This is a genomic window from Paenibacillus sp. FSL R5-0486 (genome assembly GCF_037975155.1).
GTDB classification, from domain to species: domain Bacteria; phylum Bacillota; class Bacilli; order Paenibacillales; family Paenibacillaceae; genus Paenibacillus; species Paenibacillus amylolyticus.
In genome coordinates this window covers 6,161,118-6,184,699 of the sequence record NZ_CP150237.1, presented here as the reverse complement: position 1 = coordinate 6,184,699, position 23,582 = coordinate 6,161,118, and the positions used below count along the sequence as shown (strand labels likewise).

15 protein-coding genes are annotated in these 23,582 nt (G+C 45.6%); all 15 read left to right on the top strand.

The genetic code is table 11. The features are described 5' to 3' along the window. The first annotated feature begins 146 nt into the window (after positions 1-146). The 15 genes from MKY01_RS27435 (at position 147) to cyoD (ending at position 23,577) form a co-directional block, all read left to right on the top strand. On the top strand, positions 147-1,937 hold the full coding sequence (locus MKY01_RS27435; RefSeq protein ID WP_127546612.1) for a histidine kinase: 1,791 nt from the start codon (positions 147-149) through the stop codon (positions 1,935-1,937). Next, a complete protein-coding gene (locus MKY01_RS27430) occupies positions 1,930-3,528 on the top strand; it encodes a response regulator transcription factor (RefSeq protein ID WP_339284309.1) in 1,599 nt (532 codons plus the stop codon). The genes MKY01_RS27435 and MKY01_RS27430 overlap by 8 nt, the downstream gene beginning before the upstream one ends. A gap of 175 nt (positions 3,529-3,703) precedes the next feature. Then, positions 3,704-6,613: a sugar-binding domain-containing protein gene (locus MKY01_RS27425; protein WP_339284307.1), complete on the top strand. Its 2,910-nt coding sequence runs from the start codon at positions 3,704-3,706 to the stop codon at positions 6,611-6,613. Between the two features lie 278 nt (positions 6,614-6,891). Beyond that, positions 6,892-7,875 carry a sugar ABC transporter permease gene (locus MKY01_RS27420; protein WP_127546607.1) on the top strand — a complete coding sequence of 328 codons (984 nt, stop codon included), beginning with the start codon at positions 6,892-6,894 and terminating at the stop codon, positions 7,873-7,875. A 15-nt stretch (positions 7,876-7,890) separates the two neighbouring features. Further along, on the top strand, positions 7,891-8,793 hold the full coding sequence (locus MKY01_RS27415) for a carbohydrate ABC transporter permease (protein ID WP_127546605.1): 903 nt from the start codon (positions 7,891-7,893) through the stop codon (positions 8,791-8,793). A 186-nt stretch (positions 8,794-8,979) separates the two neighbouring features. Further along, positions 8,980-10,668, top strand: a complete 1,689-nt coding sequence (locus tag MKY01_RS27410) for an ABC transporter substrate-binding protein (protein WP_282320204.1) — start codon at positions 8,980-8,982, stop codon at positions 10,666-10,668. Positions 10,669-11,044: 376 nt separating this feature from the next. Further along, positions 11,045-12,748 (top strand): ABC transporter substrate-binding protein, encoded by a 1,704-nt coding sequence (locus MKY01_RS27405; protein ID WP_339284304.1) that lies wholly within the window; start codon positions 11,045-11,047, stop codon positions 12,746-12,748. A gap of 333 nt (positions 12,749-13,081) precedes the next feature. Continuing rightward, positions 13,082-14,767: an ABC transporter substrate-binding protein gene (locus MKY01_RS27400; protein WP_127546713.1), complete on the top strand. Its 1,686-nt coding sequence runs from the start codon at positions 13,082-13,084 to the stop codon at positions 14,765-14,767. 190 nt (positions 14,768-14,957) lie between these two features. Beyond that, positions 14,958-17,339 (top strand): glycoside hydrolase family 95 protein, encoded by a 2,382-nt coding sequence (locus MKY01_RS27395; RefSeq protein WP_127546599.1) that lies wholly within the window; start codon positions 14,958-14,960, stop codon positions 17,337-17,339. Positions 17,340-17,355: 16 nt separating this feature from the next. Further along, entirely contained in the window at positions 17,356-18,717 is a 1,362-nt protein-coding gene (locus MKY01_RS27390) for a GH1 family beta-glucosidase (RefSeq protein WP_127546597.1), read from the top strand. Positions 18,718-19,077: 360 nt separating this feature from the next. Continuing rightward, complete coding sequence (locus MKY01_RS27385; protein ID WP_036606904.1) at positions 19,078-19,341, top strand: hypothetical protein; 264 nt, start codon at positions 19,078-19,080, stop codon at positions 19,339-19,341. Between the two features lie 318 nt (positions 19,342-19,659). Continuing rightward, the gene (gene cyoA / locus MKY01_RS27380; protein WP_076253565.1) at positions 19,660-20,634 is read left to right on the top strand and encodes a ubiquinol oxidase subunit II; all 975 of its coding nucleotides are present in this window, start codon (positions 19,660-19,662) and stop codon (positions 20,632-20,634) included. A gap of 21 nt (positions 20,635-20,655) precedes the next feature. Further along, entirely contained in the window at positions 20,656-22,626 is a 1,971-nt protein-coding gene (locus MKY01_RS27375) for a cbb3-type cytochrome c oxidase subunit I (protein WP_127546595.1), read from the top strand. Beyond that, a complete protein-coding gene (cyoC, locus tag MKY01_RS27370; RefSeq protein ID WP_036606911.1) occupies positions 22,627-23,247 on the top strand; it encodes a cytochrome o ubiquinol oxidase subunit III in 621 nt (206 codons plus the stop codon). Continuing rightward, positions 23,248-23,577, top strand: a complete 330-nt coding sequence (cyoD, locus tag MKY01_RS27365; RefSeq protein WP_017692224.1) for a cytochrome o ubiquinol oxidase subunit IV — start codon at positions 23,248-23,250, stop codon at positions 23,575-23,577. It abuts the gene before it with no gap. Positions 23,578-23,582: the final 5 nt, after the last annotated feature.

Here is a 23,582-nt window from a genome sequence, read left to right as displayed (position 1 = left end):
CCTAGCTTGCAGCCTGGCAATATAGTACCCATTGCAATGACAATCCGAATTCTGACGGTTATGTGGTATGATTAATTCTGAGGACAGAACATCCTGATCCTGCTGTTTATATGTAAGCGCTTATACAGATGACGGAAGGTGCAGACATGTTGAAAAGGTTGATACGAACCACTAATAATCTCAAATTAAAGCATAAATTGCTCATTTCCTATGTACTGGTTGTCATGATTCCGGTCCTGATTGTTGGTCTTGCTGTGACCAGTTATTTTCGCCAGCAAGCCCTGGACAATGCGATAGGACAGACGATCATCAATGTGGACAAAATCAAGAGCCAGACGGCGACCATGCTTCGTGTACCAACCGATATATCCAATCTATTAATGTTTAATGCGGATCTCAAGGAGATCGTGAATAAACGGTACAAGAGCGTTGTAGAGCTAACCTCAGCGTATCTTGCATACAAAGACTTTCAGGAGTACAGGCGTTTGTACCGTGAGATAGCAGGCATTCGTTTTTACTCAACTAACCCAACATTGATCAACAACCTCGAATTCATCCCGGTAGACAAGCAGACGGAAGAGAGCTACTGGTACCAACAGGCACTGAAAACAACCAGCATCGGGTGGTTCTACATTCCGGACAAGGAAGATAATCCTGTACACAAGCTCAGCCTGGTGCGCAAAGTACCTTTTGCCGAGTATCGGACCGAGGGCGTGTTGATGATTGTGATCAATCAGGATGAGCTGAATGGATTGTTGCGTCAGGAACAGTTTGAGACGATGATTACGGACGAGCAGGGGTATGTGGTTGCGGCCAAGAATACCGAGCTGGTGGGTAAAACGCTGGATGAGCTTGATTTTGGCGTTGATCTGCAGAATCAGGCGAAAGGCACCATAGAGGGGGATTTCCGAGGGGAACCATCTAATATTGTTATTGATGAGCTGGGCCCTGGATCGAGTATGAACAGCCTGAAGGTGATTTCGGTTTTTGCCACCAAAAATATCGTCAAAGACGCCAACACCGTCAGCTTGATTGGCATGATTTTTATTATCCTTGTGCTGGTGATCGCCCTATTATTCGTATATATCATCTCGTTCCTCACTTCGAACCGATTGCTCCGGCTGAGTAAACACCTCAACAAGCTTGCATTAGGAGACCTGAACGTGACTTCACGGATTGATGGAAACGATGAGATTGGACAACTGTCACGACAGTTCAACTATATGGTGAAAAGTATCAATGAACTCATGACGCAGGTGGTAGAAGCGACAGAACAGAACAATCAATTGGAAATCGCCCAAAAAGAGATTAAATTGAAAATGATGGCGAGCCAGATCAATCCCCATTTCTTGTTTAATGCACTGGAGTCCATTCGGATGAAAGCGCATATCAAGGGAGAAGCAGAGATTGCCAACATCGTCAGGCTGTTGGGCAAGCTAATGCGCAAGAGTCTGGAGATTGGCAGTGGAAAAACAACCTTCCGGGCTGAACTTGAAATGGTACGTTCCTATTTGGAAATTCAGAAATTTCGTTACGGCGACCGCCTTGCATTCCAGATCCATATCGATCCTGAGGTGGAGAAGATGTACATTCCGCCTCTAATTATTCAACCTTTGGTTGAGAATGCGATTGTCCATGGTCTGGAGAACAAAGAGGGCACAGTCCGTGTTCATATAAGTATTCGTTTAGTAGAGAACATTGTGCAGATCCGTGTGGATGACAATGGTGCAGGCATAACGCCAGAACGACTGGCTGAGGTGATGCAGTTTATCTGTGGACCGGAGGAACAGGAGAAGAGTCGGATCGGCATGCGTAATGTACATCAACGCTTAACCTTGACGTACGGGGAGCCATATGGGTTACAGATTACGAGTGTATATGGGGAAGGAACAGAGGTTTCTTTCACTTTGCCAGCAGGAGGGGACCAACATGTATAAAGTGTTTTTGGTGGATGACGAACCGAGCATACGTGAGGGACTGACAACCATTATCGAGTGGGAAAAATACGGATTCCAGGTTATCGCTACAGCTGCCAGCGGGCGTGAGGCCATCTCCCGGTTTGAGGAATTGGAGCCTGATCTGACGATTATTGATATTCGCATGCCCGGTATGACCGGGCTGGATGTGATTGAAGAAGTGCGCCGGAATCATCCGGATTCGCACTTTTTGATATTGAGTGGTTACGCGGATTTTGATTATGCCAAAAAAGCCATCAGTTTTGGTGTGGATGGTTATCTGCTCAAACCGGTGGATGAAGAAGAGATTATTGGTGAACTGGAGCGTATTGCTACAATCCTGACCCGTGAACGGGAGACAATGGCACGTCATGCTGGTGAAGATATCGTCTTTCGGGAGCATCAGATCGAGGCTTTGCTCTTTGACAGTCTGGAGGGTGCGGGCAACATGGAAGAAGATAGTCTGGGGCTGCATTGGCCTCACTATCAGATTGTGCTGCTTGAGATGCATGTAACCCCTGACCTGCAACGGGGAAGTGTTATGAAACGCAAACTGATTGAAGCATTTGACCATAAAGACCGAGGCATTGTATTCTCGTTCCATTCTGGTCTGGGACTGTTAAGTAAGGAAATAATCACATCCGAGTCATCTGCAAGAAATCTGTATGATGAGCTGGAAGGACTGCTGGGAGAATGGAAGGTTCACATGTATGGTGCTGCAGGAGAACCCGTACATTCCACTTCTGAAATTGCGCAGTCATACACGCAGGCAAATCGTTTACTCGGGGAACGCTTCTTGTTCACGGAGCAACGCATCATTCTGTGGACTGAAGGCAGCGAAGGCCAAAGCGTTGTTAAACCAGAAGTTGAAGCTGTGGACGGAGCACATGAGCCAGTTGAGGACGAACTCGCGGACAAGCTGTATTATGCGTTAGACATCCGCAGTAGTGAGTCCGTTATGCGGGTGCTGGGTGAGATGGAAGAGCGCCTGGTTCCATATCACCGAACAGAGCAAGCGATTAAGACGGCGTTCTCACAGGTATTTTCCCTGGCGTTCAACAAACTTGCAGCGACGAATCAACATATGCACTCCATTATGCAGGAACATTCGGTTCTGATTAATGAAGTCTATCATCAATTTACGATGTCTGATCTCAAAGTCATGGCATCGGAACATTTGAATCGACTTATTCAACGTATGGGTGGGGGAAGCAAGGATACTGTATTGAAACAGATGATTGAATTTATCCAGCGTAACCCTGGCGAAAATCTCAAACTCGAAGTGCTGGCAGAAGTGTTTAACTATAACAGCAGTTACTTGGGTAAGTTGTTCAAGAATCATACTGGAGAATATTTCAATGCATTTCTGGACAAGGTTCGTATGGAAAAGGCCAAGGAATTGCTGGACGAAGGACTGAAGGTCCATCAGGTCGCGGCGAGAGTGGGATATGCTAATGTGGACTACTTCCACGGTAAGTTCAAGAAATATGTAGGGGAATCCCCATCCGCTTACAAACAGGCCAGAACCCAATCATCAATTAAAGGAACGGCTACGGATATAAACGAGGAATAAGTACGGAGTGCTGGGCTTTGCCCCTACCTATTGTGTAAAACGTTTTCGGTATTCCTGAGAAATTTCCATATTCATCATATTGTCCATGCACTTCCCATGATAAGCAATGGTCACCGAATGCTTCACATTTTAGACTGGATTTACAAGTATCCAGATGAAGGGATGGCTATACGATATGAATTTGTCTGATATAGGCGCTGTGCGTCATACATTGAACTTAAATGGAACATGGCAGTTTTGTTTGGATCTGGAGTCCGATATACTCGTTGAACAAGAGATATTACCGCCATCACAGTGTGAAAATACATCATGGGAGACCATTCAGATTCCCGGTTCATGGGAAGAGCAAGGATACGGAGATGAGCCTGAATACGAAAGGCTCGATACTTGGACCAAGGTACGCGAATTTGAAGGCTCAGCCTGGTATGCTCAGGATGTTCATGTTCCATCAGACGATCCCGGATGCCACTATGTATTCAGATTGGAAGGTGTCCGATGGACAACGCATCTCTGGATCAATGGACAGTATGCCGGGCAGCAGGATAGTCTGGTGAATCAACAGAAGTGGGATGTTACCTCTCTGGTGAAGCAGGGAGAAGTGAATCGTGTGGAGATGCGCGTGGATAATACGATGAAACTTCCGCTGGCGGGTAGCCATATTCATTCATTGCATACGGCCACAGCCTGGGGTGGAATCACGGGTGGTGTTTATCTGGACAGTCTGCCCCCATGCCGATTACAGACGTTACGTATTCAAACAGATGCTGAGAACGGAACCATTCTGGTTGATTGTACTGTAAGCGCTCCCGCAGATGATTCCGCTAGATCGATGCAATTACATGTGGATATCCAGCAACCGGACGGCACATGGCTTGATCGATATAGTTGTCATGTGGATATGAGTGTTCCAGCGCATGTGGATATAAGCTCAGTAGGTGTAAATGAAAGCAACGCTTTAATAGATCAGTGGCGATTGGAACTTGGGACAGGAAAGTCTGTCGCAAGATGGTCAGATGAATCCCCTGAATTATACAAGGCAGTGATCCGTCTGCATGACGGTGAACGGGAACTGGATCGGCTGGAGCAATCATTTGGTGTACGCTCCTTTGCAACAAACGGGAAGCAGCTTGAGTTGAATGGGACACCAGTATATTTGCGTGGATACGTCGATTGCTGTATCTTTCCACTGACGGGTTATCCCGTCTGGGACAAGGAGCATTATCTTCAGCAATTTCGAATCGCCAGATCGTATGGCTTCAATCATGTCCGACTGCATGGGTGGAGCGCGCCGGAGCCTTTCTGGGATGCTGCTGATGAAGCAGGCATGCTGGTGCAGGCAGAACTTCCCCATTGGTCTCGTTTCTTTGAGCAATCGGATCAGTCTGCGCCAGCTGAAGTATTGTCCTATCTGACACAAGAACTGGACGGGTTGCTTCAGTCGCTGCATAGGCATCCTTCATTCGTCATGTTCTCCATGGGGAATGAACTCATTGGTCCGAACGGCCACCCTGAACTCAATGCATTAGTATCGAGGGCAAGGGATATGGACCCGACCCGGTTATATACGGACAATACAGGTTTTGGACAGCTTCCGACGCAAGGGCGGGAAGGTGATTATTATATTCAGTCGTTGAACTGGCATCCCCCGTTGGAATCCGCATATTCTGCTGTGCCGGATACCACGCTGGACTATCATGCAGTCACTCGGCTCGCGGAGCATCCCGTCATTGGGCACGAACATGCACAGTACACCATGTATGTGCGGCCCCAAGAGCGAGCGAAGTATACTGGCGTATTGCGTCCTAGCTGGTTACGACCGATCGAAGAATCGTTAACAAACAAAGGTATGATCGAGGACCTGGAGCATTTTCAACAGGTCAGTGGTACCCATCTGGTACGTTCCTTAAAAGAAGCTATGGAGCGAATTCGGCGAACACCGGACGCTGCGGGCGTACAGCTTCTGGACATTCGTGATTTTCCAGGGCAGGGACATGCTACGACGGGCATTCTGGATGTATTTTGGGATGACAAAGGCATTACAACACCAGAAGAATTCATGTGTTTCAACGCAGATGTGGTGCTGTTGTTAAGCTGCAAGGAGCGTACATTTTACGCCGGAGAACCCATTCATGTCGATGTACGCATCTCTCACTACGGTAAGGAGCCGCTTGAGGACGCGGTCACTCAGTGGAGGTTAATAAGCGATGATGTGATACTTACTGAAGGGGCATGGAAGACCGGAGATATCCAATGTGGGTCTGTCATGTCACTGGGAAGCATCGTCGCTACCGCTCCTCATGAAGGGGCAGCAGCTTTTCGGATCGAAGCGGAGCTGATATCAGGCGATTCGGAAAGAACTGTAGCGAATGTATGGCATGGCTGGTCGTTTCCTTTTTATCAGTCTCATCCGAGTTCAAATCGGTTCTGGAATACCGTGGCAGAGTTGAAGCCATTATTGGGTGAAGCGCATGATGATTGCGTAGATCGCATCGATGGATTCCAGTTGTTGAAAAATCGGGAGATTGACTTGGTTATCGTTCAGTCGTTAACACCCAATGTCGTTGATTATGTGGTCAACGGGGGGAGTGTTTGGCTACAGCCAACCGCAGAAGGGTTATATGATTCAGTGGAGACCAAGTATCTGCCTGTATTCTGGAATTACCTGATGTTTGCTACACAGCCTGGTGCAACGATGGGTATGTATTTGAGAGATCGGCCAGCACTACTAGGCTCCTTCCCGCATGATGGGGCTTCGGACTGGCATTGGTATCACTTGGTGAACGGTACACCAGCGATATGTTTGGATACGTTGCCCGGGGTGGAACCGCTGATCGAAGTGGTGGACCATTTCCATCGGGCCAAACGACTCGCTTATGCCTTTGAGGCAAAAGTAGGGAAGGGCAAGATTTTGATATCCTCACTTCCGTTTGCCAATCTGGCTGTAATGAAGCGTCCGGAAGCCGCCTACTTATTTCAGGAGATGCTTGCGTATCTGAATGGAGATCAATTCCGTCCAGCAACCTCCATATCCGTAGCGCAATTACTCGGCATCGTTAAACTGCAAACCATTCAATTTACATTGTAATCAGAGGGACCCGAAAGGGTCCTTTTTGTATGCCATGTAATTGAAGTAAACGATTACTATAAAACGTTTTCGATATTTACCACTTTAGATAGTATTTTACCTTAATATTACTTTTATATCATTTGAAAGTAGAATTTATCACTGATTTTAACGAATTAATGTCTGATTATATATGTCTATATCTAATTTTTATATGATTTTCTCTAAAATCCAGATGGTATTTTGAAAACGCTCTATCGAGTATGATTATTTTATAAAACAGAGGAGGGGGAACGGAGATGGAAACGCTAACAAAAAAATCCGCTTCCGCGAACAGAAGCAGTGACCCCAAACCGCCTTTAAAGAATCGGCGGAACGGAATTTGGGACAGAATGAAACAGCAGAAATATCTCTATCTCATGTCATTGCCATTCGTAGCTTGGGTTTTCGTATTTAACTATCTGCCACTATGGGGATGGACGATGGCTTTCCAAAATTATAAACCTGCCAGATCGTTTGGTGATCAAGAGTGGGTTGGTTTTAAACACTTTGTAGAGCTGTTCAGTGATGATCGTTTCTATCTGGTACTTCGAAATACACTTGCAATGAGTTTGATGGGACTGGTTGTCGGTTTTATCGTACCGATATTCTTCGCTATTCTCCTGAATGAAATGAGAGGCATGTTCTTCAAACGTGCCGTGCAAACGGTATCATATCTGCCTCACTTTGTATCCTGGGTTGTTGTAGCCGGGATCATTACAAAGATGCTCTCCACCGATGGAGGGATTATCAATGATCTATTGGTAGGACTGAACATTATCGATCAGCCGATCCAATTCATGGCCAAGGGGAACTTGTTCTGGTACATTGTAACCGCTTCAGATATGTGGAAGGAAACCGGTTGGAATGCCATCATCTATCTGGCGGCGATTACAGGTATCGACAATGAGCTGTATGAAGCTTCCCGTGTAGATGGAGCCAACCGCTGGAGACAGATGTGGCATATTACGCTGCCTGGCATACGGACCACGATTTCCGTACTTTTCATCATGTCAATTGGACATCTGATAAGTATCGGTTTCGAGAAGCAATTTTTGCTGCAAAACAGTCTGGTCACAGACTACTCGGAAGTACTTGATCTATACGCGCTCAATTATGGTTTGAATATGGGACGATTCTCATATGGTACAGCCATAGGTATATTCAACTCCGTTGTCAGTATCATCCTTCTGTTTACTGCGAACGGCTTGTTCAAAAAATTCACAAAAGAAAGCATCATGTAGGGAGGGGACGACATTATGGCGAACAAAGCATTCAATGCTACTCGAGGCGATAAACTGTTCGATATATTCAACATCCTCGCGATGACCATGGTGCTGGTTGTAACACTTTATCCATTCCTTAACGTACTAGCCATCTCACTCAATAACTCGACAGATACAGTACGTGGCGGAATTTACTTGTGGCCTCGCGAATTCACATTACAGAACTACAAAACGATTTTCCAATATGATGGATTGTTACAAGGTTTGCAGATATCCATTCTGCGTACACTTGTAGGTACCGTGCTCGGATTGATCAGTTCATCTATGATCGCCTTTACACTGAGCAGACCTGACTTTGGACTTAGAAAATTTGTATCCACAACACTCGCACTCACGATGTATTTCTCCGGTGGTCTGATTCCGGTATACATCCTGATGCGTGACTTGGACCTGATCGGTACATTCTGGGTATATGTATTGCCTGGCATGATCAGTGCATTTAACGTGTTTATCATCCGTTCATTCATTGATGGCCTGCCATACTCATTGCAGGAATCCGCGAAGCTGGATGGAGCGAATGACTTTACAATCTATTACAGAATCATCTTGCCACTGTGTAAACCAGTGCTTGCTACCATCGCATTGTTCCTGGCTGTAGGTCAATGGAATGCGTGGTTTGATACGTACCTGTATAATGGTTCAAAGGCACATCTGACCACGCTCCAATATGAGCTGATGAAAGTATTGCAAAGTACACAGCAGGGCTCAGGTGCTGGACGAAATGCCAATGATATGGCGCAGCAAATGACACAGATTTCACCGGAATCGATCAAAATGGCGATTACGATCGTTGTGACGGTTCCAATCCTCATTGTATATCCATTCCTTCAGAAGTACTTTGTTGGTGGTATGACACTGGGCGCAGTAAAAGGTTAAACAATAGGGTACAGGCTGCCACATAGAGCGGCCGTACATCTACAAATGAAGCATCAGGATACCCGAAGCGCAGCCATTTGGTCTGCGCTTCACCGTATAGGGCTGCGGTGTGGTATTCATGAAGCTATAGACAGGGACAAAAAAGTCCCGGACAAACAGACATATGAAACAGGGAGGATTACCATTATGGCAAGTTCCAAAATGAAGATTGCACTGGCACCAGTGCTTGCAATGTCTTTACTCGCAGGTTGCGGTGGAGGAAGCGGCAGTGATACGTCGTTCAAGGATACAAGCGCAGAGACAACTCCACTTACTTTTGATTTCTTCAGCGTTGACCCCAGTCCGAACTGGAATGGCATGAAGGATGAAGTAGGTAAAGTCCTTACGGAAAAAACAGGGATAACCCTTAACGGTGAATTTGCCGTTAGTGGTGGTCAAGATAAAATATCCTTAATGGCGGCGAGCGGAGACTATCCGGATATTGTCTCCCCCAAAGGAGAACTCAGCAAACTGGTGGATGCCGGAGCAATGCTCGATCTGACAGATCTGATCGACCAATATGCTCCCAATCTGAAGAAGCTGTATGGTAATTACATGGACCGGTTGAAATACAGTAATGAAGATCAGGCTATTTATGTGCTGCCAACGTATTATGCGGTAGACCAAAAGTATTTTGATGCAGGTGGTGGATTTGGCATTCAGCACCGTGTACTGAAAGAACTCGGATATCCGGAAGTACGTACACTTCAGGATTACGAGAATGTATTGAAGGCGTACAAAGAAAAACACCCAACAATTGATGGTCAGCCAACCATCCCGTTAACACTGGACGCGGATGATTGGAGAATCATGATTACCGTAACGAACCCAGCCTTCCAGGCAACAGGAGCTCCGGATGATGGTGAATACTACATCGATCCAGAGACGTATGAAGCAAGTCTGCATTACAAACGTCCAGAGGAAAAAGAATACTTCCGCTGGTTGAACCATATGTACAACACTGGATTGCTGGATCAGGACAGCTTTATCCAGAAAACAGACCAATACAAATCCAAAATTGCAAGTGGACGTGTTCTGGGTGTCATTGACCAGGATTGGGGATATTCCGATGCAGAAAATGCATTGAAATCCGCTGGTAAGACTGAAGCAACGTATTCACACTTTCCAGTAACCCTGTCCGAGGATATCAAGGATCATGCCTACCAAGACCCTGGTTTTGTATCCGGTTGGGGTGTAGGGATTACAACATCGAATCCTGACCCGGTTCGTACGATCAAATTCTTCGATTACCTGGCTTCTGAAGAAGGGCAAGTGCTGATGAACTGGGGAATTGAGGGCAAACAGTATGAAGTGCAGGACGGCAAACGTGTCATTCCTGCCGACATTCTGGATCAGAAAACCAATAATGCAGCCGTATTCCAGAAAGAAACGGGTATTGGACTGTACACCAATATGTCCGGTCACTATGGAGACGGTGTGAAGGATTCAACGGATAACTACTACACTACGAATTTCCCTGAACAGATCGTGGCAGCATATTCCGATGCAGAGAAAGAAACACTCAAAGCTTACGGTGCTACGACGTGGAAAGATCTGTTCCCGAGTGAAGATGAATTCCCAATCAAACCATGGGGAGCAGCATACAATCTGCCAACACCAGGTGACTCCAACTACAACGTCATCTTCAAGAAAACACAGGATATCATTCGGAAACGTATCCCGGAAGCCATTCTGAGTACTCCTGAACAGTTCGATGCGATCTATGACGGCATGATTGCAGAAGTGAACCAAGCAGGAGCAGAGGATATGGAGAAACAATATACAGAACTCGTTCAAAACCGTGTTCAATTGTGGAGCGGTGAAGAGGCTAAATAAACGATTAGCAATTCAGATCTAAAACGAAAAAGAACCCAGAATATTTGGGTTCTTTTTTTATCTAAAACGTTTTCTAAAAAACGTTTTCAATTTTATAAATTCACTATTGACAAGGGATATAGGAGCGATTATTATTCAAGTATGAAAGCACTTACATTTGCTTGTACAACACGTGGCATACACCTGAATCTCAAAGTAAACATTTGCAGAATGAAGAGGAAATAAGGAAAGAAGAACATTTTTTTATTTTTTAAGAAAACGCTTCTAATGTTATAAAAACAAGAAAATTACATTTGTTTCATCTGGTCACGGTATGTGCAGGTCAGCCTGTTATACAAATATACAGCTTCATTAATATCCATAAGGGGGATTACACATGAAGGGCAAAACACCAAAAACATTCGCAATGCTTCTGTTAGCCAGTGCTCTTGCAATTACAGCAGGATGCAGCGGCAGTGGAGGAGGAACTAACGCTTCAGAGAAACCGGTTGATTCCGGAGATACAACCAGTCCAGTGACCTTTACATTCTTTGGTGCAGACGCGAGTCCGAACTGGAATAACATGAAGGATGCTGTCGGTCAAGAAATTACTAAGGCAACGGGAGTTACAATTGAAGCTGAGTATGATGTGAATAATGGCGGTGACCAAAAGATTCCTTTGATGGCTGCCAGTGGTGATTACCCTGATATTATCTATCCTAAAGGCAACTTGTCTAAGCTTGTGGATGCAGGCGCGATGCTGGACCTGACCGATCTAATTGAGGAGCATGCTCCCAACTTGAAAAAAATCTATGGTGATCAGATGAACCGTCTGAAATACAGTTTGGAAGATCAAGCCATTTACACGATCCCGACCAACATGGGTGTAGATAACGTTTCATTTGACGCTACGGGCGGATTCGAAATTCAACAAAGAGTATTGAAAGAGCTTGGCTACCCTGAAGTAAAAACGCTTGAGGACTACGAGAACGTACTGAGAACGTATTATGAAAAACATCCAACGATTGATGGTCAACCGACGATTCCGTTAACATTGAATGCAGATGACTGGAAAATTATGATTACGGTAACGAACCCTGCATTCCAAGCTACGGGTGGACCGGATGACGGTGAGTATTATATCAACCCTGAGACGTATGAAGCCGTTCTACACTACAAACGTCCTGAAGAAAAAGAATATTTCCGTTGGTTGAACAAAATGTACAATGAGGGTCTGCTTGATAAAGATACATTTGTTCAAAAGGATGACCAATACAAATCCAAAATTGCCAGTGGCCGTGTACTTGGTCTAATTGACCAAGAGTGGAACTATGGTGAGGCGGAAAATGCTTTGAAATCATCTAGCGGTGGCGACAAAACATATGCCCACTTCTCCGTATCCCTGAACAAGGATATTGTGGATCATACGTTCCAACCGACAGGATTTGACGGTTATGGTATCGGAATCACAACTTCGGCCAAAGATCCGGTACGTATCATCAAATTCATGGATTGGCTTGCTTCCGAGGAAGGTCAGGTCCTGAGAAACTGGGGTGTTGAAGGCCAACATTACCAAGTAGAGAATGGTAAACGCATCATTCCGGATGACGTACAAGATCGCAAAACCAATGATAACTCTGCTTTTACCAAAGAATCAGGCGTAGGCATGTATAACGTATTTAGCGCCAGATACGGTGATGGTGTGAAAGATGCCACAGATAACTATTACACAACGAATTTCCCTGAACAGATTCAAGCAGGTTACACTGCCGCTGAGAAGGAAACGTTGAAAGCATACGGTATTACAACATGGAAAGATTTCTATCCTTCCGAAGATGATCTGAAGCTGAAAGATTGGGGCGCAGCATACAACATGCCTGTACCATCTGACACGGATTACAACGTAACGTTCCAGAAAACACAGGATATCGTACGTAAACGTATTCCAGAAGCGATCCTTGCCAAACCTGAGAACTTCGACAGCGTATATGATAGTCTTCTGGCTGAACTCGATAAAGCGGGTGCAGTGGAGATGGAGAAACAATACACGGTTTGGATCAAAGAACGTGTAGCTCTCTGGACTGGAAAAGATGTGAAATAAGCTTGAAAACCAAGCATTAAAGTTAAGGATTTTCATAGCAAAAAAAGCCCTTTCTCAAGGGCTTTTTTTATTGTTGACGTGAGGTGATGGATAGCCTATAATCTATCATGTAAGCACTTTCAGTAAGCGGTTTATCTAATTTCCGAAAACGTTTTACGTTTGTTAGAAGAAGAATCTTTCTTTTTGCAGAATCGAAACGTCAGCTTTAGTGAACACGTCGGAATAGACGATACCGAAAGCGCATTCAAAAAAAGTGGTATCCTCAGGCATAAAGCCTGTTATACAGATAAAACCTTCATAAATAATAGGGGGAACTAGACAATGAGAGGCAAAATGAAAGGCAATACACCCAAGACGTTTGCAATGTTGATGCTCGCAAGTGCAATGTTGGTTACAGCTGGTTGTGGGAATTCGGGAACCAAAGAGACTACAGAGTCCAGCGGTACCGAACCAATTACAGTTACGTTCTTCGGGGGGGATGCTAGTCCGACCTGGAACAAGATGCAAGATGCTGTTGGTAAAAAGATTACGGAGCAAACAGGCGTGACAATTGAAGCTGAATATGATGTAAACGATGGTGGTAACCAGAAGATTGCACTGATGGCTGCCAGTGGTGACTTTCCTGATATGATCTACCCTAAAGGTAACTTATCTAAGCTTGTGGATGCAGGCGCGATGCTGGATCTCACGGATCTGATTGAGGAGCATGCTCCCAATCTGAAAAAAATCTATGGGGAACAGATGAACCGTTTGAAATACAGTTTGGAAGATCAAGCGATCTATACCATTCCAACCAATATGGGTGTTGATAATGTTACGTTTGACGCTACAGGTGGATTTGAAATTCAGCAAAGAGTATTGAAAGAGCTCGGATACCCTGAAGTGAAGACACTTGAGGATTACGAGAATGTACTCAGAGCTTATTATGAAAAACATCCAACCATTGATGGTCAACCAACCATTCCATTAACATTGAATGCAGATGATTGGAAAATCATGATCACGGTAACGAACCCGGCTTTCCAGGCAACAGGTGCACCGGATGATGGTGAATATTACATTGACCCTGAAACGTATGAAGCCAAATTGCACTATAAACGTCCAGAGGAAAGAGAATATTTCCGCTGGTTGAATAAAATGTACAATGAAGGCCTACTGGACAAAGATGCCTTTGTTCAAAAGGATGACCAATACAAGTCCAAAATTGCCAGTGGCCGTGTCCTCGGTCTGATTGACCAAGAGTGGAACTATCAAGAAGCGGAGAACGCGCTTAAATCATCTGGTAAGGATGATGCCACATACGCTCACTTCTCTGTATCACTTAACGATGAGATTGTGGATCACACGTTCCAACCAGCCGGATTTGACGGTTATGGCATCGGGATTACAACTTCGGCCAAAGATCCAGTGCGTATCATCAAATTCATGGATTGGCTTGCTTCCGATGAAGGACAAGTTCTGAGAAACTGGGGTATCGAAGGTGAACATTACAACGTAGAAGATGGTAAACGCGTGATTCCAGATGACGTACAGGACCGCAAAACGAATGACAACTCCAATTTCAGCAAGGAAACAGGAATTGGGATGTATAACATATTTAGCGCAAGATACGGTGATGGTGTAAAAGATTCTACGGATAACTATTACACAACAAACTTCCCTGAGCAGATTGTAGCTGGTTACACGGCTGCAGAGAAAGAAACGCTGAAAGCTTACGGTATCACGACTTGGAAAGAGTTCTATCCGGCTGAAGAAGATCTGCCAGTTAAGGATTGGGGCGCAGCGTATAACATGTCCGTACCTTCCGGTACAGACTATGAGGTAACGTTCCAGAAAACGCAGGATATCATCCGTAAACGGATTCCGGAAGCCGTTCTGACTACACCAGCAAACTTTGATGCAACCTATGATGCTTTACTGGCTGATTTGGACAAAGCGGGTGCAGTTGAAATGGAGAAACAATTTACGGTTTGGGTTAAGGAACGTGTCTCTCTGTGGACAGGAAAAGACGTAAAATAATATGGATTGTCTGTGATCCATGGTTACACAAGGAAAGGGCCCTATACGGGGCCTTTTTTTTGTGGAATGATGTGATGATTTGCATTGACGCAAATTTTGAAATCACATATAATTTTATTATTGTAAGCACTTACCGAAAACGTTTTATAACATAAGAAATATACAGCTTATTCAGGAACAGGAGCTAATCATGTCCCAACACAATAACCAACCTAAAATCAATCGTCTATGGTATCAACAACCGGCAAAACGCTGGGAAGAAGCATTGCCCATCGGAAACGGCCGTCTTGGAGGCATGGTGTACGGTGGCGCAGCAGATGAACGAATTCAGCTCAATGAAGATACATTATGGTCAGGGTTTCCACGGGATACGATTCAATACAGCAGTCAGCGGTATTTGAAGCAGACGCGAGAGTTGATCATGTCTGGGCAGTATGGTGAAGCTGAGGATTTGTTGAACCGTGAAATGCTTGGTCGTGATGTGGAGGCTTACCAGCCGATGGGTCATTTTCTATTGCACCATGAGGGTCTGGAAGATCTTTCATATGATGCATTTGAACGGGAGCTTGATCTGGAATCGGGTATTGCAACCACAACCTACTCATTGGAAGGAACTCAATACGTACGTGAAGTGTATTCAAGTGCTTCGGATGATCTGATGGTCTGCACATTAACTGCTGATCAGAAGGGCGCTGTGAGTGTAAGTGTTACGCTAGACAGTCCCCATCCTTATCGCGTTGAGACTTCGGGAGATGCTCTAACCATGTTCAGTCGGTGCCCAAGTCATGTGGAGTCCAATTACTTCGGAGATCACCCGGAATCCGTTCTCTATGAAGAGGATCGGGGAACGGCTTATGCTGTCCGTCTAGCATTTACGGCATCTGGTGACCAGGTGAAGGTCTCCAATCTGGAAGGCAAGTTACATATTCTGGGTGCTGATCAGGTTGTGTTTTATCTGGCAGCGGCTACCTCCTTTGAGAGTTACGATGTGTTACCTGTGAAGGATCATCTTGTATTGGAAGAGGAATGCAAGGAGATGATCTCCAAAGCGACCACACATGGCGCGGAAGCGCTTCGTGACCGACATATTCAGGATCATAGCGCGTTGTTTAACAGAGTCTCTATTGATTTAGGGGTATCGGCTAACGGCGAATTACCTACAGATGAGCGGCTGCAGGCTTATCAGGCAGGGCAACAAGACCCTGGACTGGAGGCACTTTATTTTCAATATGGAAGATATCTGTTAATGGCTAGTTCGCGTCCGGGCAGCCAGCCTGCCAATCTGCAGGGAATCTGGAATCATCAGGTAGAGCCGCCATGGCACAGTGACTACACGATCAACATCAACACGGAGATGAATTACTGGCCAGCGGAAGTCTGTAATCTCAGTGAATGTCATGAGCCACTGTTTGATATGCTGACCGATCTCAGTGATACAGGACGAAGAACGGCGCGGATTCTGTATGGAGCCCGTGGATGGACTGCCCATCATAACGTGGATATCTGGAGAACCTCTACACCGACAGGTGGAGATGCAAGCTGGGCTTTTTGGCCGATGGGTGGCGTGTGGCTGACCTCGCATCTATGGGAGCATTACCAATTTACCGGGGATCAGCGTTTTCTTGAGGAACGTGCGTATCCCATCATGAAAGAGGCGGCGCTGTTCTGTCTCGATTGGCTGGTGGAAGGGCCCGATGGTTATCTGGTTACGATTCCATCCACTTCACCAGAGAATAAGTTTCTCACAGATGCTGGGGAGGCACGCAGTATATCCATGGCTTCAACGATGGATATGACGTTAATTCGTGAACTGTTCAGCCGCTGTATTGAGGCCTCGAAGCAACTAAATATAGATGAGTCGTTGGCAAGCGAGTGGAGTGAGGCTCTGGAGAAACTCTATCCATTCCGAATTGGAAGCGAAGGACAATTGCTGGAGTGGTTTAAGGATTTTGCCGAATCCGAGCCAGGGCATCGTCACGTCTCCCATCTGTATGGACTGTATCCGGGAGAGCAGATCAATCGAGTGCACACACCAGAACTTGTGGAAGCTGCAAGGGTATCGCTTGAACGTCGTATCTCACAAGGTGGTGGGCATACAGGATGGAGCTGTGCATGGTTGATCAATCTGTATGCACGACTGCTGGATGGCAGCCAGGCACATCAGTTTGTGCGCACCTTGCTGGCCCGATCCACACATCCGAATCTGTTTGACGATCATCCGCCGTTCCAGATCGATGGTAACTTTGGAGGCACGGCTGGAATAGCCGAGATGTTGTTGCAGAGTCACTTGAACGAGTTACATTTACTGCCGGCACTGCCTGAACTCTGGACTCAAGGTCGAGTTGAAGGGCTTCGTGCAAGAGGTAGTTATACAGTGGGAATAACATGGGCGGACAACAAGCTTGCGTCAGCAGTCATCAAAGCAGAACGAAGTGACACGCTGACCGTTCGCAGTGCTTATCCGCTGCGTGTGGAAGGAAACGAACAAGCCAAGGCAGAGCTTACGCCTCAGGGCGATTATGTAATTATTTTAACCATGACCGCAGGACAGACGATCCGCGTGTCATTATGAGACGGAGGAGCCAACCATGACGATTTTTAAATTTCCGCAAGATTTTCGCTGGGGAACAGCAACAGCTTCCTATCAAATAGAAGGAGCTGCACAGGAAGGTGGACGCGGGGTATCCATCTGGGATACGTTTGCGCGCACACCTGGCAAGGTATATAACGGAGACAATGGGGATGTCGCATGTGACAGTTACCACCGTTACGAGGAAGACATCGAACTAATGAAGAAACTCGGGATTAATACGTACCGGTTCTCCATTGCGTGGCCGCGTATTATTCCTGACGGAGATGGTGAGATCAATCGGGAAGGTCTGGACTTCTACCACCGCTTCGTGGATGCATTAATCGCAGCTGGAATTGAACCGTTCCTCACACTGTATCACTGGGATCTTCCGCAAACGCTGGAGGATGACGGAGGCTGGGGCAACCGCAGAACTGTGGATGCTTTTGTGAAATATGCGGAAGTGATTTTCAAAGAATTCTCGGGCAAAATCAACTTCTGGCTGACATTCAACGAACCATGGTGTATCGCGTTCCTGTCGAACCTTCTGGGGATTCATGCGCCAGGAAACAAAGACCTGCAAACTTCTATTAATGTGGCACATGGATTACTGGTTGCTCATGGTAAAGCCGTTCAATCTTTCCGTCGCTTGGGAACAACCGGTCAGATTGGTATTGCTCCGAACGTGTGCTGGGCTGAGCCGTACAGCAAATCTCCCGAGGACCAAGCTGCGTGTGACCGATCAATTGCGCTTAATACCGATTGGTTCCTTGATCCAATCTACAAAGGTTCATATCCGCAGTTTATGGTGGATTGGTTTGCAGAAGCGGGGGCTACTGTGCCAATTCAGGAAGGCGATATGGAGATTATCTCGCAACCGATCGATCTGCTCGGCATTAACTATTACACGATGGGGATCAATCGCTTCAATCCGGAGGCAGGTGCTCTGCAATCGGAAGAAGTTGATATGGGCCTCACCAAAACTGATATTGGCTGGCCCGTAGAATCACGTGGTTTGTATGAATTTATGCATTACTTGCAAAAGTACGGCAATGTGGATGTATATATCACAGAGAATGGTGCCTGCATCAATGATGACCTGGAAAACGGAAAAATTAACGATGATCGCCGGATTTCATATTATGAGCAGCATTTGGCTCAAATTCACCGCATCATTAATGACGGCATTAACCTGAAAGGGTACATGGCATGGTCACTGATGGATAATTTCGAGTGGGCAGAAGGCTACCGTATGCGTTTTGGTCTTGTTCATATGGACTATCGTTCACTCGTGAGAACACCGAAGGAGAGTTATTACTGGTATCAGAACGTTATCAAGAATAATTGGTTGGAGACACGGAACGAACATAATCCCCAATAGTTTGGGTGGCAGGTTTCAAGGGTAAAGCAGGTCCTCATTATATATGGTTCCCTTATTAAAGCTGAGAACGACGGTAACATTGGAGTATTCCAATGTGCCGTCTTTTTTTGTGTTTTTACCGTTGGAAAGGAGTAGTTCATAAAGGTTTCATAAGGTCAAGTGCAGTTCCTGTTATGAAGAGACGTTTTTTGGGTTATAAGAAGTATGAAAGAATTTAATAATGTTTTGTCAATGGTCGAAATGAAAATAAAGTGTCCAAATTGCGAATAAAATTTGAACATTTGTTGACTAAAAATCATACTGATGTGGTATATTGGTATAAGGAAAGCACTTACAAAAAGGGAAAAGGAAGTGTTTACTATGGCATCGAAGACAGCAATGGTTAGCCAATTGGAGCGCAAAGACAAAAATATGCGGCGCGCCGTCTTGACGATGACAGTTCTGGCATGGGTCGCACTCATTACGGGAGTGATCATGTGTCTGATCAATCTGAACGAATTTAATGATCGTAATCTTGGCTTGATGGTTGGTATTGGATTCCTTGTAGGTAGTGTGTTTATTTACGTTATTGCCAAAGCGATTGGCCTTGTTCATACACGCCGGGAAGACGAAGGCGCTGATTGATTATAATCCTGCGTTAATTCGTTCATAATAAGACTGGATGAGTTCCCGGAATCCAGTCAATAAAGCCCTTTGCGGATTCGTTGACACTGTTCAACGGGACTGCAAAGGGTTTTATTTTGTGACTTGATGTGTAAAGATTACGAAGTACAAATATCAAGCATGCAAGCGATTTGTGAGAAAAAATTCACACATTTAAGGTGTAAAATCGACAAATTTGTTAACAAGAACAAAAAAGTTGTTCATTTCTGATATCTTTAGTAGGAAGAGAGTAGTATACTGATTTTTCAGTATGAGCGAATTTAAGGAGAGGGGATCAAAATGAACAAGAAACCTAGGTCGCTAATCCGGATTATCATTCCGGTTGTCCTGACGTTGGTTACAATTGCATTGATTGTCTGGCCAATGCTGGCAGGCGGACAGTACGTTGTTCTGGATCCGAAGGGGCCAATTGGCGCTTCGCAGAGAGATTTGATTGTCATCTCGACAATTTTGTGTGCTGTCATTATTGTGCCAGTACTCATTTTGGCTGCCGTAATCGTATGGCGTTACCGTGAGAAACCGGACAACAAAGCAGCATATGAACCTAACTGGGCTCATAGCACCAAAGCGGAGGTTGTATGGTGGACCATTCCAATTATTATTATTGGAATACTTGCAATTGTAACGATTCGTTACACGTATGTTTTGGAACCTTCGAAGCCGTTGGCTCACGAGAAAGCACCAATTACCATCCAAGTGTCTTCACTGGACTGGAAATGGCTGTTTATGTATCCAGAACAAGGAATTGCAACGGTTAATACGTTGAATATTCCGGCAGACCGGCCCGTGAAATTTGAACTCACTGCGGATTCACCGATGAACTCATTCTGGATTCCGCAACTTGGAGGACAGATTTATACGATGTCGGGTATGGCGATGACCTTGTATCTGCAGGCAGATCATGAAGGCAAGTACTGGGGTTCAGGCGCTAACTTCACAGGTGAGCATTTTGGAGAAATGCGTTTTGATGTGAATGCTACATCGGACGAAGATTTTGACAATTGGGTAGCTGAAGTGAAACAGAGTTCTCAGGCGTTGACTACAGAAGGTTACAAAGCACTGGCTGAGCCAGGCACAAGCAACGTTGCTTATTATTCTGCCTTCCCAGAAGGATTGTTCCAAAATATTGTGACCAAGTATGTAGTAGATGGTCAAAGTGCTCACAGTAAGCATGGAACTTCAAAAGAAGCTTCTGGAGCCATTCAAAATGCAACTGATACGTCCAATCAAGACGAGGACGAGAGTGCTAACTAAAGATTCGAAAGGAGGCCCCCAATGTTAGAGGGACTTAAAGAGTTTGCATCGGAGTTTTTCGTAACCGGTGATCCGCTCATTTATGGTGCGATGGTAGCTATCGGAATTACCATGATTACTATTGTAGCGGTGCTAACTTATTTCAAAAAATGGGGCTGGCTCTGGCGTAACTGGTTAACGACTGTCGATCACAAAAAGATCGGTATCATGTATATCATTGCTTCCATTATCATGTTGTTCCGTGGTGGTGTGGATGCGCTAATGATGCGCCTTCAGCTAGCTATGCCTAACAATGAATTTCTGAATCCTGAGCATTATAATCAGGTCTTTACAACTCACGGTACGATCATGATCTTGTTCATGGCGATGCCATTTATGTTTGGTCTATTTAACGTTATCGTGCCATTACAGATCGGAGCAAGGGACGTTGCGTTCCCGTTCCTGAATGCACTGAGCTTCTGGTTATTCTTCCTGGGAGCAATGCTGTTTAACCTGTCATTTGTTATCGGTGGTTCACCGGATGCAGGATGGCTGAGTTATCCGCCTCTATCGGAGCTGTCACACAGTCCGGGGGTAGGACAGAACTTCTATATATGGGGTATACAGATATCGGGTATCGGTTCCTTGGCTACCGGTATCAACTTCCTGGTTACCATCATTAAAATGCGTGCGCCAGGCATGAGATGGATGAAAATGCCGATGTTCACATGGTCGGTATTCTCCACTTGTATCATTATCTTGTTTGCTTTCCCGATCTTGACTGTGACACTTGCATTGTTATTCCTCGACAGGTTTGCCGGGGCGCATTTCTTCACACTTGATCTGGGCGGTAACCCAATGATGTATATCAACTTGATCTGGATGTGGGGTCACCCTGAGGTATACATTGTCGTCTTGCCGGCATTCGGTGTGTTCTCCGAGATTGTAAGTACCTTCTCTCGGAAAAAACTGTTTGGCTACAAATCGATGGTATTCGCGATGTTGATCATCAGCTTCCTGTCCTTCTTCACATGGGCGCATCACTTCTTCACGATGGGTTCCGGAGCAGACGTGAATGCATTCTTCGCCGTAACTACGATGTTGATTGCTATTCCAACAGGGGTTAAGATATTCAACTGGCTGTTTACCATGTATCGAGGAAGGATTCGCATGGCGACTCCGATGATGTGGACACTTGCCTTTATCCCGTGCTTTATTGTCGGGGGTATGACAGGCGTTCTGTTATCCGTTGCTCCTGCTGACTTCCAGTTCCACAACAGTTACTTCCTGATTGCCCACTTCCACCAAGTATTGATCGGTGGCGTTGTCTTCGGATACTTCGCAGGTCTGTACTACTGGTGGCCTAAAATGTTCGGTTTCCAACTCGAAGAGAAACTGGGCAAATGGGCATTCTGGACTTGGAATATTGGTTTCTATGTCTGCTTCATGCCGCAGTACGCTGTCGGTCTAATGGGTATGACACGTCGTCTGAGCACATACGGCTGGGATACTGGCTGGTGGGAACTGAACTTCGTATCCACAATCGGGGCATTCCTGATGGGTGTCGGATTCCTGTTCCAAGTTGCACAAATCGCAGACGGTATTCGCAAATACAAAACACTTAAAGCTTCCGCCGATCCATGGGATGGCCGTACGCTGGAGTGGTCAATTCCTTCACCAGCTCCTGAATACAACTTCGCCGTTACACCGCGCGGAGATGATATTGATGAGTGGTGGGAAGAGAAAGAACGTCGTGCCAAAGGCATCTATCCGGCAGAGCAACCGCTTGAGCCGATTCATATGCCGAAGAACTCTGGAATTCCGTTCATCATGTCTGTCTTCTGGTTCATCGCCGGTTTCGGCTTTGTATTCGGATGGTTGTGGATGGCAATTCTCGGACTCGCTGGCGTAGGGATCTGTATGATCGCCCGTTCATTCTCATATGATACGGATTATTACATTCCGGTCGACGAAATTAAACGTACCGAAGCGTCGTTAAGGGGGTCGGTATAGATGGCTCAAGCAGCCGCTAAGCACGGTGAGAATCATGCACATGGTCACGACCATGGACATCATGATCCACAGGAAATGAAAATTCTCGGTTTCTGGTTCTTCCTGATTTCCGACGTTATCCTGTTCTCCGTATTGTTCGCAACCTTCATTGTGTTGCGTGACAATACGGCGGGCGGACCGATTTTGTCTGAATTGATCAAAATGCCTGGTGTTATTGCCGAAACGTTTATCTTGCTCACAAGTTCATTCACGAGCGGACTAGCCGTACTGGCGATGAATCAAGGCAAAGTAAAACAATTAATCAGTTGGCTGGCAGTTACAGCCGTTCTGGGTGCAAGCTTTATCGCACTGGAAGTATATGAGTTTATTGAGTTGATTCACGAAGGGTTCAGCTTTACAACGAGTGCTGCTTCTGGCGCATTCTTCACCCTTGTGGGAACTCACGGACTTCACGTATCGCTTGGTCTGATCTGGATGATTGGACTTATGTTACAACTGAAAAAACGTGGTATTACTGATGTTACTCGCGGTAAAATCAACGTCATCAGTTTGTACTGGCACTTCTTGGACGTCGTATGGATTTTCCTCCTGTCGATCGTCTATCTCATGGGGGTGATGTAGATGGCAGAGCACAACTCACATGATTCCCACGGCCATGAACAACATGGCTCACTGAAGTCTTATGTCATCGGCTTCATTCTGTCCGTCGTACTGACAATCATTCCACTTGTGGTGGTTTTGAACGACATGATGGGCAAAACAGGAACACTCGTTGTGATTCTTGGTACAGCAGCACTTCAGTTTGTGGTTCAACTCTTCTTCTTCATGCATATCCGTGAAACAGGGAAACCACGCTGGAATGTGATGGCACTTATTTTCGGATTACTGATTATGATGACTATCGTGATTGGTTCGATCTGGATCATGCTTAACAACGCTGTTGCACATTAATTCAC